This is a genomic window from Arthrobacter caoxuetaonis (assembly GCF_023921125.1).
GTDB classification, from domain to species: domain Bacteria; phylum Actinomycetota; class Actinomycetes; order Actinomycetales; family Micrococcaceae; genus Arthrobacter_B; species Arthrobacter_B caoxuetaonis.
The window spans coordinates 1,626,982-1,642,941 of sequence record NZ_CP099466.1 but is presented as its reverse complement, the minus strand read 5'-3'; the positions used below and the strand labels follow the sequence as shown (position 1 = coordinate 1,642,941).

18 protein-coding genes are annotated in these 15,960 nt (G+C 67.5%); 12 read left to right on the top strand and 6 right to left on the bottom strand.

Features of this window, described 5'->3' with window-relative positions:
* The first annotated feature begins 3 nt into the window (after positions 1-3).
* On the top strand, positions 4-510 hold the full coding sequence (ybaK, locus tag NF551_RS07450; RefSeq protein ID WP_227896912.1) for a Cys-tRNA(Pro) deacylase: 507 nt from the start codon (positions 4-6) through the stop codon (positions 508-510).
* Here ybaK and NF551_RS07445 read toward each other — a convergent pair.
* From NF551_RS07445 to NF551_RS07430, 4 genes are all read right to left on the bottom strand, one after another.
* Complete coding sequence (locus NF551_RS07445; RefSeq protein WP_227896914.1) at positions 507-995, bottom strand: FBP domain-containing protein; 489 nt, start codon at positions 993-995, stop codon at positions 507-509. The genes ybaK and NF551_RS07445 overlap by 4 nt on opposite strands.
* Positions 996-1,198: 203 nt before the next feature.
* Positions 1,199-2,932, bottom strand: coding sequence for a DUF222 domain-containing protein (locus tag NF551_RS07440; protein ID WP_252604989.1), 1,734 nt, complete (start codon positions 2,930-2,932; stop codon positions 1,199-1,201).
* Between the two features lie 406 nt (positions 2,933-3,338).
* Positions 3,339-3,722 (bottom strand): DUF1304 domain-containing protein, encoded by a 384-nt coding sequence (locus tag NF551_RS07435; protein ID WP_227896942.1) that lies wholly within the window; start codon positions 3,720-3,722, stop codon positions 3,339-3,341.
* Positions 3,723-3,912: 190 nt separating this feature from the next.
* The gene (locus NF551_RS07430; protein WP_227896944.1) at positions 3,913-5,163 is read right to left on the bottom strand and encodes an alpha/beta hydrolase family protein; all 1,251 of its coding nucleotides are present in this window, start codon (positions 5,161-5,163) and stop codon (positions 3,913-3,915) included.
* A 93-nt stretch (positions 5,164-5,256) separates the two neighbouring features.
* On the opposite strand from NF551_RS07430, the gene NF551_RS07425 reads away from it, so the two are divergent.
* From NF551_RS07425 to NF551_RS07375, 11 genes are all read left to right on the top strand, one after another.
* Positions 5,257-5,748, top strand: a complete 492-nt coding sequence (locus NF551_RS07425) for a hypothetical protein (protein WP_227896946.1) — start codon at positions 5,257-5,259, stop codon at positions 5,746-5,748.
* Positions 5,749-5,796: 48 nt separating this feature from the next.
* Positions 5,797-6,261 (top strand): peptide-methionine (R)-S-oxide reductase MsrB, encoded by a 465-nt coding sequence (msrB, locus tag NF551_RS07420; RefSeq protein ID WP_227896947.1) that lies wholly within the window; start codon positions 5,797-5,799, stop codon positions 6,259-6,261.
* Positions 6,262-6,495: 234 nt separating this feature from the next.
* Positions 6,496-6,948 carry a hypothetical protein gene (locus tag NF551_RS07415; RefSeq protein ID WP_227896948.1) on the top strand — a complete coding sequence of 151 codons (453 nt, stop codon included), beginning with the start codon at positions 6,496-6,498 and terminating at the stop codon, positions 6,946-6,948.
* Positions 6,945-7,943: a V-type ATPase subunit gene (locus tag NF551_RS07410; protein ID WP_227896950.1), complete on the top strand. Its 999-nt coding sequence runs from the start codon at positions 6,945-6,947 to the stop codon at positions 7,941-7,943. Before NF551_RS07415 ends, NF551_RS07410 begins: the two co-directional genes overlap by 4 nt.
* A gap of 34 nt (positions 7,944-7,977) precedes the next feature.
* Complete coding sequence (locus tag NF551_RS07405) at positions 7,978-9,270, top strand: V-type ATPase 116kDa subunit family protein (protein ID WP_227896952.1); 1,293 nt, start codon at positions 7,978-7,980, stop codon at positions 9,268-9,270.
* Entirely contained in the window at positions 9,267-9,719 is a 453-nt protein-coding gene (locus tag NF551_RS07400) for an ATP synthase subunit C (RefSeq protein WP_227896954.1), read from the top strand. Before NF551_RS07405 ends, NF551_RS07400 begins: the two co-directional genes overlap by 4 nt.
* Positions 9,716-9,952: a hypothetical protein gene (locus tag NF551_RS07395; protein WP_227896958.1), complete on the top strand. Its 237-nt coding sequence runs from the start codon at positions 9,716-9,718 to the stop codon at positions 9,950-9,952. The genes NF551_RS07400 and NF551_RS07395 overlap by 4 nt, the downstream gene beginning before the upstream one ends.
* The gene (locus tag NF551_RS07390) at positions 9,949-10,473 is read left to right on the top strand and encodes a V-type ATP synthase subunit E family protein (protein ID WP_227896961.1); all 525 of its coding nucleotides are present in this window, start codon (positions 9,949-9,951) and stop codon (positions 10,471-10,473) included. The genes NF551_RS07395 and NF551_RS07390 overlap by 4 nt, the downstream gene beginning before the upstream one ends.
* Positions 10,461-12,230, top strand: a complete 1,770-nt coding sequence (locus NF551_RS07385) for a V-type ATP synthase subunit A (RefSeq protein WP_227896962.1) — start codon at positions 10,461-10,463, stop codon at positions 12,228-12,230. The genes NF551_RS07390 and NF551_RS07385 overlap by 13 nt, the downstream gene beginning before the upstream one ends.
* On the top strand, positions 12,227-13,630 hold the full coding sequence (locus NF551_RS07380; RefSeq protein ID WP_227896964.1) for a V-type ATP synthase subunit B: 1,404 nt from the start codon (positions 12,227-12,229) through the stop codon (positions 13,628-13,630). Before NF551_RS07385 ends, NF551_RS07380 begins: the two co-directional genes overlap by 4 nt.
* Positions 13,627-14,214, top strand: coding sequence for a V-type ATP synthase subunit D (locus tag NF551_RS07375; protein ID WP_227896967.1), 588 nt, complete (start codon positions 13,627-13,629; stop codon positions 14,212-14,214). Before NF551_RS07380 ends, NF551_RS07375 begins: the two co-directional genes overlap by 4 nt.
* Here the strand turns inward: NF551_RS07375 and NF551_RS07370 are convergent.
* Both NF551_RS07370 and NF551_RS07365 read right to left on the bottom strand, forming a co-directional pair.
* Positions 14,211-14,756 (bottom strand): GNAT family N-acetyltransferase, encoded by a 546-nt coding sequence (locus tag NF551_RS07370; protein WP_227896969.1) that lies wholly within the window; start codon positions 14,754-14,756, stop codon positions 14,211-14,213. The two genes, NF551_RS07375 and NF551_RS07370, sit on opposite strands and share 4 nt — an antisense overlap.
* 28 nt (positions 14,757-14,784) lie before the next feature.
* Positions 14,785-15,936, bottom strand: a complete 1,152-nt coding sequence (locus NF551_RS07365) for an acetyl-CoA C-acetyltransferase (RefSeq protein ID WP_227896970.1) — start codon at positions 15,934-15,936, stop codon at positions 14,785-14,787.
* Between the last annotated feature and the right edge of the window lie 24 nt (positions 15,937-15,960).

The following is a 15,960-nucleotide window of genomic DNA, read 5'->3' as shown; positions in this document are numbered from 1 at the left end:
CCGATGGCCGGCAGCAGCAGGAAAAGCGGGCACGGCGCGACGCCGGCCACCCAAGCCCTGGATGCTGCCGGCGTCGCCTACCGGACCCTGAGCTACCACCACGACGCGTCCACGCCGTCGTACGGGCTGGAGGCAGCGGAGAAACTCGGCGTTCCCGAGGAGGCCGTCTTCAAGACACTCATGGTGTCGCTGGAGAACCGTCTTGCGGTGGCTATGGTTCCGGTTGCTGCCATGCTTGACCTGAAGAAGGTCGCGTCCATGCTGGGGGTGCGGAAGGTTTCCCTTGCCGACCGTGCCGAAGCCGAGCGGCGGACCGGTTACGTGGTCGGCGGCATCTCCCCGCTGGGGCAGCGCCACCGCTCCCCTGCGCTTATTGATTCCAGCGCAGAACTGCTTGACGCCATCTACGTATCCGGCGGCCGCCGCGGGTTCGAGATAGAGCTCTCCCCCTTCGACCTGATCCGCCTGACGGAAGCTCAGACCGGGCCGATCGCGGTATACAAGGACTAGCTGCGGATTTTCCGGACGAACTGAACGGTCCGCTCCTGCAGGCGCCGTGCACGCTCGGCCTTGACGAGTTCCGGGTCGGGGTGGATCGGATCCGGCTTGGGCTCGGAGCGGACGTTCTGGGCACAGGAGAAGTTGCTGTGGATCAGCGTTCCCACCGAGTTGCCGTTCTTTCCGGCGGGGCCAGCCTTGGGCGCAACGAACATAAACACGTCGTCGTCGCTTTCCATGTCCTCGCAGAGGGCGCAGAGTGCTTTCTTGCTTGCGGAGACCAGTTCGGGCGCGCGGAGCAGGACAGTGGTGGTTTTGCCCTCCACGTCCAGGACCAGATAGGCGCGCTGGGGCATTTTGTGGTCCCGCCAGCCGTACTGGTCGATGTTCTCCCAGTCGATGGTGTCGAAGTCGGCGGGGAAGTTCACTGCCGCAGTCTGGGACCGGCTGGCGTTGATGAAGGACTTGCGGACGGCAGCTTGGGTTAGGGCTTTCATGTAACAGGCTTTCGTTTCGGGTTGCTCAGGGGGCGCTGGTGCAGGCGGGACGCGGGGGCGCGGTCATCTGGTTTGGCATTGGCAGCACCCGCTTAGGGGATGAAGCTGCAATAGAGGATGTGCGTGCTAGGAGCGTGCCGCACAGCAGGGCCCGAAGCCCACCAGCCCTTCCGCTGCGCTCACGCAGACGGGTACCGAAACGATCATGGAGAAAAGCTTACAGGTCCTGCATTGCCGGATGTGCTCGCCGCCCCCGGCAACGGAGGCGCCGCGGAGGTGTAGGTGTGGCCGGTAGGCGTGGTGATGCGGACGGTGTGCCTCCTGCCGGATCCGGTACGGGCCGGACGCATGCTCCTGATGGTGGTCGCGTTCCACCCGGGTGCTTCTTTGGCGTGGTTACAGGCTTCGCAGAGTCCCTGTCCGTTGGTGTAGCTGGTAGGGCCGCCTTCGGCGCGGGGACGGATGTGGTCGATGTGCCGGATGGGTGCGTCGCACCAGGGTGTGCGGCAGGTCCGGTCCCTCGTGCGGATCATCCGTGCCAGTCCGGCGGGGAAGGCCCGGGCTTTGGATTCCATGGCTGTGAGTTCCCCGTTGAACGGATCGAGGTACAGGCGGCGCAGGCTCACCAAAGACGAAGGCTCCGGCACTGTAACCAATACCGGCGCCAATGCCCGCTCGTGCTTCAGCCCGGCGCCTGCTGGAGTATCCCCGCCGGCTTGCTCCTTGTCCGGTACCCCCAAGGTGTCCCGCAGCGGTTGGCTGGGTAAGCGCGTACCGGGCGGGGATCCCTGCCGGCGAATACCGGGCGGGGACGCCTGCCGGCTCGTACCGGGCGGGGATGCATGCAGGCGAATACCGGGCGGGGATGCATGCCGGCCTTCCCCGGTACCCAGTGCGGAGCTGATGAGGTTTCGTGCCCAGGCACCGGGGATGGTCCCGTAGCCGGGGAAATACGCCGGTGTATCCGCTTTGGTTTCCGGTGCACCCGGAACACGGTCCCCACCGGTTTGGCGCTGAGGGAACAGGACGTCGGAGAGCAGGGTCCGGTCCGTGATCACGAGCTGCACCTCGACCGGTACCCGGTCCGCTGTGTCCTGGCCGGTGACGCGTTCGACGAGGGTATCGGCCATGATCTGTCCCCGCCCGCGCCCGTCCCCGGATGCACGCAGGGAATCTGCTGCCCGGGACAATGCCGCATACACCGCCACTCCCTGAGCGACCGGCAGCAGACCGGTCAGGTAGGACATGGTGTCCGGCGCCGGGCGGCAGGAGACGTACCGGTCGGAGACGGCTTTGGCGTTGCGCCGGACCTGGGACGCGGGGTCAATGGTCTGGGTGATCGTGCGGATCCGGGCAATGAGTTTCCGGTCGCCGAGGCCTTCCAGGGAGGCTGGGTCCTTGCAGATCAGCTCATCGACCCGGCGCCGGTCTTCCACGTCCAGACAGGCTGTTTCCCGGACCAGGAGCGTGGCCCGCCATTCACTGAGCACCCCGGAAGACAAAGCCGCCAGGGTGTAGGGCATTTCGTGGACCAGTGCCTTGCCGAAACCCAGGTGCCGGCTGCCCCGGTGCGGGGAATCCCGCCTCGCCAGCGCCACCTGCGATCCCACACCGCGGCCAAGATGCTCAGCCGGGACACCGGCACGGGACTGCGCCCGCCGCTGGGAGGCATCAAACGATGCCGCGGCACGGGCCTGCACCGCCGCAGCTGCAGACTTCAGTTCCTCCAGCACCCGCATCAAATCTATGAGCTGCGGGTCTGCCGTTTCTGAAAGATCGGCATCTGCGAGCGCGGTGGAGAAGGCCCTAACGTTCTCTGCTGAAAGCGACGCCGGAGAAACTGTGCTCCAGGAATCTCCGCCGGGTCTACGTCCCCACGCAGCATGGTCGCCGCCTGCAGTCAGACCATCTGGACCCACCGTGAATGATTCGAACATGTGTTCGAGTCTATGAGTCGAAATGGGCTCACCGAAAGACAGACTCCTACGGGTTCCAGTACCTGTTTCGTCGCCTGCGATTCCCCCTCGCCTCCCTTAGGCGAGCCCCCGTGCCTAAGTGGCAGCGTGTCCACCAAACCTGGGCATAACTCCGGTGGCCAACGGCCGGCACTGGAGCAGTGGAGGACAGGAAGACCAACAACCGGCACACCGTCAGGGAGCCTCCGGGAATGCCGGGATCACCAGTGAGCGCCGGGAGTTCTGGATGCGGCGGAGCTGGAAGCGGCACGCCAGCAATAGGATTACGGCGACCGGGCCATTAGCACCCTCAAGCGCCGGAGGCACAACAAGAAGCGGCACCCTAACTAACGGGATTGCGAGCCGCCGGCCAGGACACGTGTCCGGCTCAGAGCCCCGCAACAAGGAACACCAGCGCCAAAAACGCCGGAACGGCCTGGATGAGCGCAGGCCGGAGCATACGGCGGTCTTTCAGCAGCAGCACCACGCCCGCCAGCATCATCGACGCCGCAGCAAACCCGATCAGCGAAGCACCAACAGCTATGTTCCCCCTGGCCAGCAGGAGGACTCCCAGGACTGCACCCACGGCGAGGAAGAGGTTGTAGAAACCCTGGTTGTAGGCGAGCGCCTGGGTGTGGGCTGCCTGTTCCTCGTCCGGGATCCGGAACAGCGCCATGGTTGCCGGTGCCGTCCACCGGATGGACTCCAGCACAAAGATGTAGACGTGGATGGCAGCGGCAATAAACGCGAAGACCGATGCGGCAACGAGCATGGTTCCTCCTACCGGTATCGGAGATCCCTTCCGGTTTCCCTCATGCTCGCATCCGGCACGGTACGCCACAATGAGGTGCCCCAAACCCCAGTTGAGGCACGGTACGCCACATGCGGTGCCGCAAACCCCAGTTGAGGCACCGCAATCCCCGGTGAAGGTCCCTGAACGCCCCTAGCGGTACTCCCCGGGCCTAGCGGTGCTCCCCGGGCCGCCGGGTCCGCCCCAGGGCGGTCCGCAGCCATCCTGAAACGGCGTCTTCCCAGCACACGGGATCGGTGTTGTATTCGCGGGTGTGTCCGCCCTGGGGGAACCGCACGAAGGTCACGAGGTCCGGGTTCTTCTCGGCCAGGTCAGCCGAGGGTCCCACCGGAACAAACTCGTCCCTCTCGCTGTGCACGATCAGCACCGGGGTCCGGATCTCCTCGGCACGGGCAACCCAGTCCATGCTCTTCAGGTCCAGCGGAGCAGCAAGTCCGGTCAGCGTCCGGCCGGCTGCGTTGGAAATCAGCCACTGCCCGAGCCTGCCCACCTGTGCCGGGATCCGGTTCAACCGGGCGTGATGGGCCAAGACCTCCACCCAGTTCACCACCGGACCGTCCAGCACCAGTGCCCGGATGTGCCGGCCCAGCGGGGACTTGTCGGCGGTCTGCAGGGCAATCGCGCCGCCCATGGACCAGCCAAACAGGACAACGTCCCGAGCGCCGTGGTCCAGGGCATAGCGGATGGCTGCTTCGACGTCACGCCATTCGGTCAGGCCCAGGCCGTAGCGCCCGTCCGAGGTGTAGGGCGCTTCGCCGTCGTTCCGATAGGAAATCAGCAGGCTCGTCATGCCGGCACTGCGCGCGGCCCCGAGCCCCCGGATTGTCTCCGTGCGCTGGGCTCCCCTGCCATGCACCATGATGGCCCAGGTATCCGTTGCATCCAGCGAGCGCACCAGCCACGCGGGAGCCTTGCCGTTCTCGACGTCGATCTCCACGTCTTCCTGCGGGAAACCGGCGTCCGACGGCGTCGGATGGATAGTCCCGGACCACCAGCCGCGTACCGCGGTGGCTAGGTCCCCTGAGTAGACGCGTTCGACGTCGCGCTGCACGGTCCCTTCGCGGGGAACGTAGGAGCGGATGGCTCCGATCCGGGCGTAGCCGGTACCGCCGTCAAAATACAGGCCGTAGGAGCCCTCAGCGGTGGTGTCGGCATTGGCCGGAAGGATGATCTGCTGTCCCTCGGGGGTATCAATCACGGCGAGGATTTCGAGGTTCTCATCCCGCGCACGGCGCGGCGTGACAATCTGCCGGGCAAAATACACGGCCAGACCCGACGTCGCGGCCAGGACGGCAGTCGACGCTGCCATTCCCATACCGGCACCGAAGGCAGTCCATTTCACCCAGGATGCGGTCTGGGCTGAGACGGCCTGTACGGGCGCCTCGGAAGCTGAGAGTTGCATGCCTTCATTGTGACTGACTTTGCCGCAGGGGCCGAAAAACCGTGCCGCATCGGGTCCTTCTCACCCGACCGGCGCTGAAGCTAGGCTGGCGGGATGAATCCGACGATCGTGGTGCTGACCGAAGAACCCCTGAATGAAGCAGATGCCCGCAACCTGGGCTACCTTGCCGAAAACAATCCCGTCCGCTTCGAGGTCCTGGTTCCGTCAGATCCGGGACGGAACATGCTCGTGGACGTCCTGGATAACCTCAGCCTCCTCGATTTCGCCGCAGCGTACCGGAACATCGCGGGGCCGCATCGAACGCCCAAGCAGGAAGTGAAAGCAGCGGAGCAGGAACTGGCCGAGTCCCTGGACCTGCTGCGCGGACTGGGGTTCGACGCCGACGGCAGGGTCACCGGCGAGAACCCGGTGCAGGCCGTGGTGGAGGAGGCCACGGACTCCAGCGCCCAGCAGGTCGTCGTGATCACGACACCGCACGCCGTCGAGGACACGTTCCGCACCGACTGGGCCAACGAAGCACAGGAGCGGCTCGGAGTGCCGGTCCTCCACCTGTACTCCGGCTCCAGCTTCATCGGCGATTCGTAGATCGCATCACCGCGAAATTATTGGAGCCCCTGGAACGTTGAGGCGGTTATGAGCGATACAGGAATCAACGCAAGCAAGCCTGAAGGTGCAACCGGGATCCAGGTTCCCGTCCAGAAGTCCGACGACGAGTGGCGCAGCGAACTCACGCCGGCCGAGTACCAGGTCCTCCGGAAGGCCGGAACCGAACGTCCGTACACCGGGGAGTACTGGGACACCAAGACCGAGGGCGTCTACGCCTGCCGTGCCTGCGGTGCGGAACTGTTCACCAGCAACGAGAAGTTCGATTCCCACTGCGGGTGGCCGTCCTTCTTTGCACCGCTGGCCGAAGGAACGGTCCGCTACCTGCACGACCGCTCCATGGGGATGGACCGCATCGAGGTGCGCTGCGCCAACTGCGACTCCCACATGGGCCACCTCTTCGAAGGCGAGGGATTCAACACCCCCACCGACCAGCGCTTCTGCATCAACTCGATTTCCATCAAGCTTGTCCCCAAGGACACCGACGGGAACTGACGCCCGGACGGACACTTGGCGCCCTGCCATTGTGCGCCCCTGCAGCCCGCCGTACGCTCGAATGAGGGTCAAACACGTTTTCGGACCAGCGTACGGCGGGCTTTTTGCGTCCGGTGCGGAGGCCCGAAGACGCCGAGATTTGCGCCAGCCTCGTGAAGAGGCTGCAGCCAAGGAGGAGTAAACCGTCCGGCACAACGCTCGAACGCATGCCAATCCTTGGGAGGTGCATGAGACATGGCGCGGCCAACCATCCTGGATCGGTTCCGGCCGGTCGGGGCACCCGGTCCCTCCGGACCCGTAGGAGTCCCCTCAGCGGACGATGAAGGGTCCGCAGCCGAACTGCTCCCGGTTTTCGAAGCCTTGAAGCCCGACGTCGAAGCGGCGCGGCAGCTCCTTGAAGCGGCCGGGGAACAGGCACGCACCATCCTTTCCGATGCCCGGCGCCAGGCGGACGCCGACGTTGCCCAGGCCCGGATGGATTCCGGTGCGGTCCGGGCCCGGGCCGCCGAACAGGTCTCACAGGAGGCCGCGGCACGTGACCAGGAACGCCTGGACCAGGCCCGGCAACGCGCGGCCAGCATCTCGGCGGGCGCAGCGGGCAGGGTCACCCAGCTGGCCGCAGGGATCGCCGCCTCCGTGATCCAGGACTACCTGGGCCCGGACACCGCCCCGAGGCAGGGCTCATGAGGTCCGACTGGGTGGCGGCAACGGTCCGGGCCAAAGCGATGGCCCGGCGGCGTGCCGGGGCGGGCCTGTGCCGCGAAGCTGCGGCGCAGTCCAGCCTGGACCAGGCCCTGGAAGTGCTCAGCAGCACCTCCTATGCAGCGGACCTGGCGGGAACCACGGACCTGGCGGCAGCCCAGGACGCGACCCGCCGCAGCGTGCTGTGGCAGCTGCGGGTCCTGGCAGGCTGGGTCCCTGTCTCGGGGGCACGCATGGTCCACGCGGCCGGAGCAGCGTTTGAACTGGTGAACATCCTGCTCCTCGCCCGCCGCCTCGCGGAGTCTGCCGACCAGCCCGCCGGCCAGCTCGGAGACCAGGACAGCGCCGGGGACCTCCACCGCAGTGTTCCGCTTCCCGAATACTTCGAACTCGGCGGACTGGCAACCGCTTGGCCGCGGCTTTCCGCTGCCGGCTCGACGGCGGAGCTTGCGGAACTGCTCCGGACCAGCCCCTGGGGTGATCCCGGCAGCCCGGACACGATGCCGGACACCCTGACGGCCGTCTGGCTCCGCCGGCTGGCCGCCGCTGTTCCGCAGGCCCGGAGCTGGGCCGTCGCTGAAGCGGCACTGCTCGCAGCCCGCCGCATCCTGGTCTCGCCGGCAACGGGAACGTCAACGGTGCCGGAGATCCCGGAACGGCTGGGCATGCTGCTGCAGCCCCTGATTGGCGGCACCTGGTCAACAGCGGACGACGTCGCATCCTTCCGCGCTGCCCTTCCGGCGGCAGCCGCTCCGGTACTGGACGGCGTCGAGGACCCCACGGGGCTCTGGCGCGCCGAAGCGGCCCTGCAGGCCCGGGTTGAAGAGGACGCATTCCGCCTGCTGAGGTCGGGGCTGCCCGGCCCGGACACCGCAGTGGGAGCCGTAGCTGTCCTGGCCGTCGACGCGTGGCGGATGCGTGCTGCGCTCGCGGCCGCGTCCGCAGGAGGAGGCAGCGAGGTGCTCGATGCCGTGGCGTGAAACCCTCAGCCCGGTCCGGATGGAACGGGTGGCCGTGATAACCCCCACAGAGAGCAGGCGGGAGGCGCTCACCGAAGTCGCGCGCAGCGCCGCCGTCGAACTGGACCTGCCCTACACCCCGGGCAACGGCCCGGAGGAACTGGACCGGGCAGCGGAAGCCGCCGTGGAAAACGGCCCGGTGTCCGGATTGGTCGGCTGGACGCCGGCACGCCGGCTTCGAGAACTGCAGGGCACACTGGCACCCCTGGGAGCCGGAGTCGTGCCGCTGAAGACCCCCCGGGGCGTGCAGCCCCCCACACTGCTGACCGGCAACGAGAAGCGCTCCCGGCAGGCGCCCAGGCTGTCCCGGCTCCTGGTGGACACGTACACCACCGTTCCGTACGCGGACCTGGATCCGGCCCGGCTGGCCGGGCTGGCGTACGTGGTCATGTTCGGGATGATGTTCGGCGACGCCGGGCAGGGGCTGCTGCTGGTCCTCTTTGGGCTGCTCATGCGCTCCGGCCTGGTCCCGGCGCTGCGTAGATTCCAGCGCACGTGGCTGTTTATTTTTGGCGCGGGGATGGCCGCCGTGTTCTTCGGGATCCTTTACGGAGAATTCTTCGGGCCCACCCACGTCATTCCGGTGCTCTGGCTCGAGCCGGTGGAGAATCCCATCCCGCTGCTGATTGCCGCGCTGATTTTCGGTGCCGTGCTGCTTGCGGGCGCGTACACCGTCGGCACCATCAACCGTGTCCGGGAGGGCGGCTGGGGGTATGCCCTCTATGCCCGCAGCGGGCTCGCCGGAGCCATGCTCTTCCTGGCCGTGGGACTCCTGGCGGGCGGGCTCCTGGCCGGGATACCCGCCATGGTCATCGCCGCTGCCGTGCTGGCCGGGCTGGCCCTCGTGCTGATTTTCATCGGACTCTTCGTGGAAGCCGGAGGCGGTGCCACCGGCGGCGTGCAGGCTTCGGTGGAGCTGGTGGACACGGTCATCCAGCTCGGCTCCAACCTGGTGTCCTTTACCCGCCTGGCGGCCTTTGGCCTTACCCACGCAGCACTGATGTCAATTGTCTGGCAGGGCACGACGGCGCTGTGGCACCCGGACTGGCGTGCCGTCCTTGCCGTGCTGGTGTTCCTCATCGGCAATGCCATCACCTTCGCGCTGGAAGGCCTGGTCGCCGGCATCCAGGCACTGCGGCTGGAGTATTACGAACTTTTTTCCCGCGTCTTCACGGACGAAGGACGGCCCTTCAAACCGTGGAGCCCTGAATTGCCGGAGTCCGGGGCGGACTCCGGCCCATCCCCCGAGCCGCCCGCTGTCTCCCACCCCGAAAGGCAAACGCCATGAATCCCTGGTTTGCCGGAATACCACTGGCACTCATCGTTACCGTCCTGCTCGCCGGAGGAGCACTGTATGTCCTGCGCCGCCGGCAACGCGCCGGCATCAAGGTCATGCTCGGGGTCAACGCCCTGATCATGGCCGGCGCGCTGGCCCTGCTGGCCGCAGCCTTCGCGGCTGCTCCGGCTTCCGCCTCGGGTGGCTCTGCGGAAGCGGCGGTTTCCATGGCCACCGACGGCAGTGACAGTTCCGGTGCCGCCCTGATCGGGGCGGCCATCGCCGTCGCCGGATCCTCCATCGGGGCGGCCATCGCCGTCGCGTACACAGGTTCGGCTGCGCTGGCTGCCATGAGTGAACGGCCGGAGATCTTCGGCCGGGCCATGGTGGTGGTGGGCCTGGCCGAGGGCATCGCCATCTACGGACTGATTATCTCGATCATCCTGATTGGACAGGCGTGACGTCCCCGGATGCCGCCGTCGTGGCGGCCCTGGGGGAACCGGAGGTGCTGGCAGGCTATGAGCTCGCCGGAGCACGGCTGCACGCCGCCCGCACGCCCGTGGAAGCCAGGCTGGCCTGGGAGCACCTGCCCGAGGACACCGCCGTCGTTCTCCTGACACCGCCCTGCGCTGCCGCCCTTGCCGGACTCCTTGACGATCCGGACCGCCCGCTGACGATCACGCTGCCCTCATGAGCGCCCTGCCGCGCAGCGCCGGACCCGCGCTGGAACCTGTCCGCGAAGCCATCCGGCGGGACGCGGAGGAACGTGCACGGGAGGTCGTGGACGCGGCCACCCGGCAGGCTGAGGACATCCGCGGGCGGGCCCGGGAGGAAGCAGACGGCATCCGCAGCCGTTCCGACGCCGACGGCCGTGACGCTGCCCGCACCGAGGCGGCGCTCCGCTCAGCACGCCTGCGCCGGAGGGCAGGAGGAATCGTCCTCTCCCAGGAAGAGGACCTGCGCGAACAGCTGCGCAGCGAGGTCCTTGCGGAGATGGCACAGCTGCGCACCGACCCGCGGTATCCGCGGCTGCTCGATGCCCTGCGGGCCCAGGCACGGACACTGCTCGGCCGGCAGGCGCAGCTGGAAGAAGCTCCGGAAGGCGGAATCATCGGCAGGCTTGGTTCGCGCAGCGTCAATCTTTCACTTCCGGCGCTCGCGGACGCGGCGCTGGAACGGCACGCCGGGGAGGTGCGCACCCTGTGGCAGGACTGAATCCTAAGGATGACGGCCGGGACACCGGACCCCAGACCGCGCGGGTACGGCGTGTCAGCGGACCGCTGGTTGAGGTCAGCGGTCTCGCCGGCGTGTCCATGCTCGAACTGGTCTCCCTGGGTCCGTCCCGGATATCAGCCGAGACGATTGCCATCAACGGGACCGAAGCCACCCTGCAGGCCTATGAATACACCGGCGGCCTGAAGGCCGGCGACGCGGCGGTGGGCACCGGACACCAGCTTTCCGCACTCCTGGGACCCGGCCTGCTGGGACAGGTGTTCGACGGGCTGCTGCGGCCGCTTTCCTCCGCCCCCATGTGGCTGACGGCGGACCGGGAAGCATCGGCCGAAGACCGCCTGGTCCTGGACCGGGAATGGACTTTCGAGCCGCGGGCAGCGGTTGGGGACACGGTCGCCTCCGGAGCCGTACTGGGAACTGTCCCCGGGGCCGGCAGCGTGGAGTACCGGGTCACCGTTCCCCCGGGAATTTCCGGCGAGGTGAGCTTCCTGGCCTCTGGGCAGCTGCGCCCGCTGGACCGCGTTGCAGTGGTGGGCGGACAGGACGTCCCGCTCTCGCAGCGATGGCCGGTGCACCGGCCCCGCCCGGTTGCCGCCCGGCTCTCCGACACGGTCCCCATGCACACCGGCCAGCGCGTGCTGGACCTGATGTATCCCCTGCCGCGGGGATCCGCCGCTGCCGTCCCCGGCGGGTTCGGCACCGGGAAGACGCTGCTGCTGCAGCAGATCGCCAAATGGTCCGACGCCGATGTGATCATCTACGTGGGCTGCGGCGAGCGCGGCAACGAGATGGCCGACGTACTGGACGGCCTGAGCCATCTGGAGGACCCGCGCACCGGCGGCGCGCTCCTGGACAGGACGGTCATCATCGCCAATACGTCCAACATGCCGATGATGGCGCGCGAAGCCAGCATCAATACCGGCGTCACGGTCGCCGAGTTCTTCCGGGACATGGGCTACCACGCGGTGGTCATCGCCGATTCCACCTCCCGCTGGGCCGAGGCACTGCGCGAGTTCGCCAACCGCAACGGGGATCTTCCGGCGGAGGAAGGCTATCCGGCCTCACTGGCTTCGGAGCTGGCGGCGTTCTACGAGCGGGCGTCGCTGGCTACCACGCTGGGCGGGGCGACGGCGTCAGTGACCGTCATCGGCGCCGTCTCACCCCCGGGAGGCGATATGAGTGAACCGGTCACCACCGGGACCCAGCGCTTCGTCCGTTCACTGTGGCAGCTGGACCGGGACCTGGCCTACTCCCGGCACTACCCTGCGGTCAGCTGGCGGGGTTCCTTCTCCCGTGACGCCGAGTCCCTGGGGCGCTGGCACGCTGCCAACGGGGACCCGGAATGGGCCGGACGCCGAGCCCGGGCCGCCCTGGTGCTGGCCGAAGCTGACCGGCTTTCAGCGCTCGCGGAAATCATCGGTGCCGCTTCCCTGCCGGGGCACGAGCAGATGATCCTGCTGGGCGGGCGGCTGCTGCGCGACGGCGTGCTGGTGCAGAACGCGTTGAGCCCCAATGACGGCTACTCCTCCGCCGCCAAGGGCGCCGCCCTGCTGCAGGCGGTGCTGGACACCATCGATGCCTGCCAGCAGCTGGTGGCTTCCGGGGTGCCTGCCTCCAGCGTGGACAGCTATGACTTCTCTCCCCTGCTGCGCCTGCGTGAAGCGGCCGGACCGGACGACGCCGCCGGCGTCAGCGAGCGCGCCGCAGCCTTCCTGGCCGGCCTGAAGGAGCTGCAATGAACCCGGACCCCCGGAACCTTGTCTCCTACAGCGACGTGCGCGAACTGCGCGGGCCGCTGATGATCCTCGGCGAGACCCAGGGGGTGGGCTGGGATGAGTTCGCCACGGTGGAGGTCGACGGCGGCGACGAACGGCACGGGCTGGTCCTGGAAGTCGACGGTGAGGAAACCGTCCTGCAGGTCCTGGAAGGAACCGGAGGGCTGCAGCCGGGCGGCATCTCGGTGCGGTTCCAGGGAAAACCGCTGCACATCCCGGTGGGTCCGCAGTGGCTGGGGCGGGTGTGCAACGGCCGCGGGGTGCCGCTCGACGGCGGGCCGCCCGTCACTTCGGAAACCTCTGAACCCGTGAGCGGCTGGCCGCTGAACCCCGTTTACCGGATACCCCCGCAGGAAGCGGTCATCACAGGGGTGTCCGCCATCGATGCCCTCACCACCTTGGTACGCGGTCAAAAGCTGCCTATCTTCTCTGTCCCCGGCCTGCCGCACCTGACGTTGGCGACCCAGCTTGCGGCGCAGTCACGCACCGGCGGGCGGAACTTCAGGGTGGTCTTTGCCGCGATGGGCATGACCCACGCGGACATCGCGTATGTCAGGGACCGGCTGGAGGAGCGCTCCGCTGCAGGAGAACTGGTGCTCCTGCTCAACGCCGCCGATGATCCCGTGATTGAACGCATCCTCACTCCCCGGATCGCGCTGAGCATCGCCGAGCACCTGGCCTATGAGGAGGGCAGCGACGTGCTGGTCGTCATGAGTGACATGACCAGCTACGCCGAGGCCGTGCGTGAAGTCTCCGCCGCGCGCAAGGAGATCCCTGCCCGGCGGGGTTATCCCGGCTACCTCTACAGCGACCTGGCGACCCTGTACGAACGCTGCGGCCGGGTCCAGGGACGCGAAGGGTCGGTCACCGTGGTGCCGGTGCTGACCATGCCCTCAGGAGATATGACCCACCCGGTGCCTGACCTGACCGGGTATATCACCGAAGGGCAGATAGTACTCTCCCCCGACATCGACGCCCGCGGCATCTATCCCCCGGTGGATGTGCTGTCCTCCCTGTCCCGGCTGATGCGTTCCGGTGCCGGCAAGGGACGGACCCGGGAAGACCACCTGGACGTAGCAGCACAGGTGCTGGCCGCGATGGCCCGTGCCCGGCAGGCCTCGGAGCTGGCCGAGCTCGTGGGGCAGGCAGCGCTGGGTGAGGCTGACCGCGCCTACATTGAGTTCCGCTCCGTGGTGGAGGAGAAGCTGCTGAACCAGGGCCGCGACGAATACCGTTCCCTGGACGAGACCCTGTCCATTGCCTGGACGGCGCTGGCAGTTCTTCCGCGGCGTGAGCTGAGCATGCTCTCCCCCGAGCTGCTGGACCGCTACCTGCCCGGACCGATCGGCGGTGCCCGGCTGTGAGCGGCTCGGGCCGGGCGGCACGGGCAGAGGTGGAGCGCAGGCTCGAAACCGCCCGCCGCGGCGCGGAACTCCTGGACCGCAAGCAGCAGATCCTGCGCATTGCGATCAGCAACCGGAAGGAAAAAGCGGAACAGAGCAGGCTGGCGTGGGAACAGGCTGCCCGGAACGCAGCACTGTGGCTGTCCCGCACCCTGGCCATGGACGGGCTGGGGCGCGTGCACGGGGCCGTTCCGGATTCGTATGCCAAAGCCGGCATCGTCTGGGGAGGCGCGATGGGAATCCGTTACCCCGAGGGCGCCTCAGTCACCCTGCCCGCACCGGTCCCTCCCGCAGGGTCCTCAGCGCTCGCCTTTGCTGCCGCAGCGCATCGGGAAGCGCTCGCCGCCGCCGTGATCCACGCCGCCGACGCGCGTGCGCTGCTGCTGGTCAGCAGGGAGCTGGCCGAGACCCGCACCCGGCAGCGCGCCGTCGAAAACCGCTGGATCCCCCGGCTCGAAGCGGAACTCGAACGCATCCAGCGCAGCCTCGCTGAACAGGAACTCGAGGAAAGCCTCCGGCTGCGCTGGGCGGCGGGGGCCGTCTAGACGAAAACGTCTTCCCACTCGAACGGCGTGATCTCCTGGTTCTCCCAGTCCTGCCGAAGGATGGCGTAGGCAACGGACGCCACGCGGGTACCGTCAGCGGTGGGCCAGCCCAGGCGGTAATGCGCTTCCTTCAGGAACCCGGCACGCAGGAACGTCCTGCGCATCGCGATGTTGTCCTCACGGGTCTGTCCTTCGAACCGGACAATCTCCGGAAACTGGTCGAAGACCATGGCGCACAGTGCCTTCAGCACCTGGACGCCCATTCCGCGGCCACGGAAGTCCTCCGCCAGCCGCAGGTCGAACATAGGGGTGTCCTCTTCCAGATCGTCCAGGACCACCAGTCCGATGCGTTCCGGACCGTTTTCGATCCAGAACCCGATGGAATCCCCGCTCCAGAAACGTCCTTCCTCCACCAGCTTCCTGGCTGACTCCTCAGAATGGGCCGGCATAACGTGGAAGGGGAAACGGTTTGAGGTCAGGAACTGCACCAGCGCCCGGGTCTCGTCGCCGGACTCCGCCATGGGCAGGAAACTAATAGCCATGGCCGAAGTCTAGAAGAAGTCGAGGAGCTCAGCCGAGCCGTTCGATAATCGTGACGTTTGCCTGCCCGCCGCCCTCGCACATGGTCTGGAGCCCGTAGCGGCCGCCGGTCCGTTCAAGTTCGTGCAGCATCGTGGTCATGATCCGGGCTCCCGTAGCTCCGATGGGGTGTCCCAGCGAAATGCCGCCGCCGTTGACGTTGACCTTGTCCAGGTCAGCGTCGAGTTCACGCTGCCAAGCCAGGACCACGGAGGCAAAGGCTTCGTTGATTTCGATCAGGTCCATGTCGGCCAGGGACATGCCGGTGCGCTTGAGGGCGTGTCGGGTTGCCTCGATCGGGGCGCTGAGCATCATTACCGGATCGTCCCCGCGGGCGGAAATGTGGTGGATACGGGCACGCGGGCGCAGGCCGTAGCGCCGCACCGCGTCCCCGGAGGCCAGCAGCAGGACGGCAGCGGCGTCGGAAATCTGCGACGCCGTGGCCGCGGTGAGCTTTCCGCCTTCCCGCAGCGGCGCCAGGGATTCGATCTTCGCCCGGTCCGGGGTACGCGGGCCTTCGTCCGCACGGATCCCGGCCACAGGCAGGATCTCCCGGTCGAAGCGGCCTTCCGTCTGGGCAGCCAGCGCGCGCTCGTGGGAGGCGACGGCGAAATCCTCCATCTCAGCGCGCGAAAGGTCCCAGCGCTCGGCCATCATCTCGGCGCCGATGAACTGGGAGATCGGCTGCGTACCGTACCGGGCTTCCCACCCCGCCGACCCGGCGAAGGGATTGGGGAAGCCCAGCTCGGCAGCGGCAGTATTGGAGTAGCCGATGGGGATGGCGGACATGTTCTGCACTCCTCCCGCCACCACCAAATCAGCCGTTCCGCTCATGACAGCCTGGGCGGCGTAGGACACCGCCTGCTGGCCGGAACCGCACTGGCGCTCCACCGTGGTTCCGGGAACGCGTTCGGAGAGTCCGGCGGCCAGCCACGCCGTGCGGGCGATGTCCATGGCCTGCGGCCCCACCTGGTCAATGGAACCGAGGATCACTTCGTCGAACTCGTCCGATGTGATGCCGGTGCGGTGGACCGCTTCGCCGATGACCGCAGCAGCCAGGTCGGCCGGGTGGATGGCGCTGAGCCCACCGCCGCGGCGTCCCACCGGAGTGCGGATCGCGTCAACAATGAATGCTTCTGCCATGGTGGCTCCCTTGCCCAATAATCT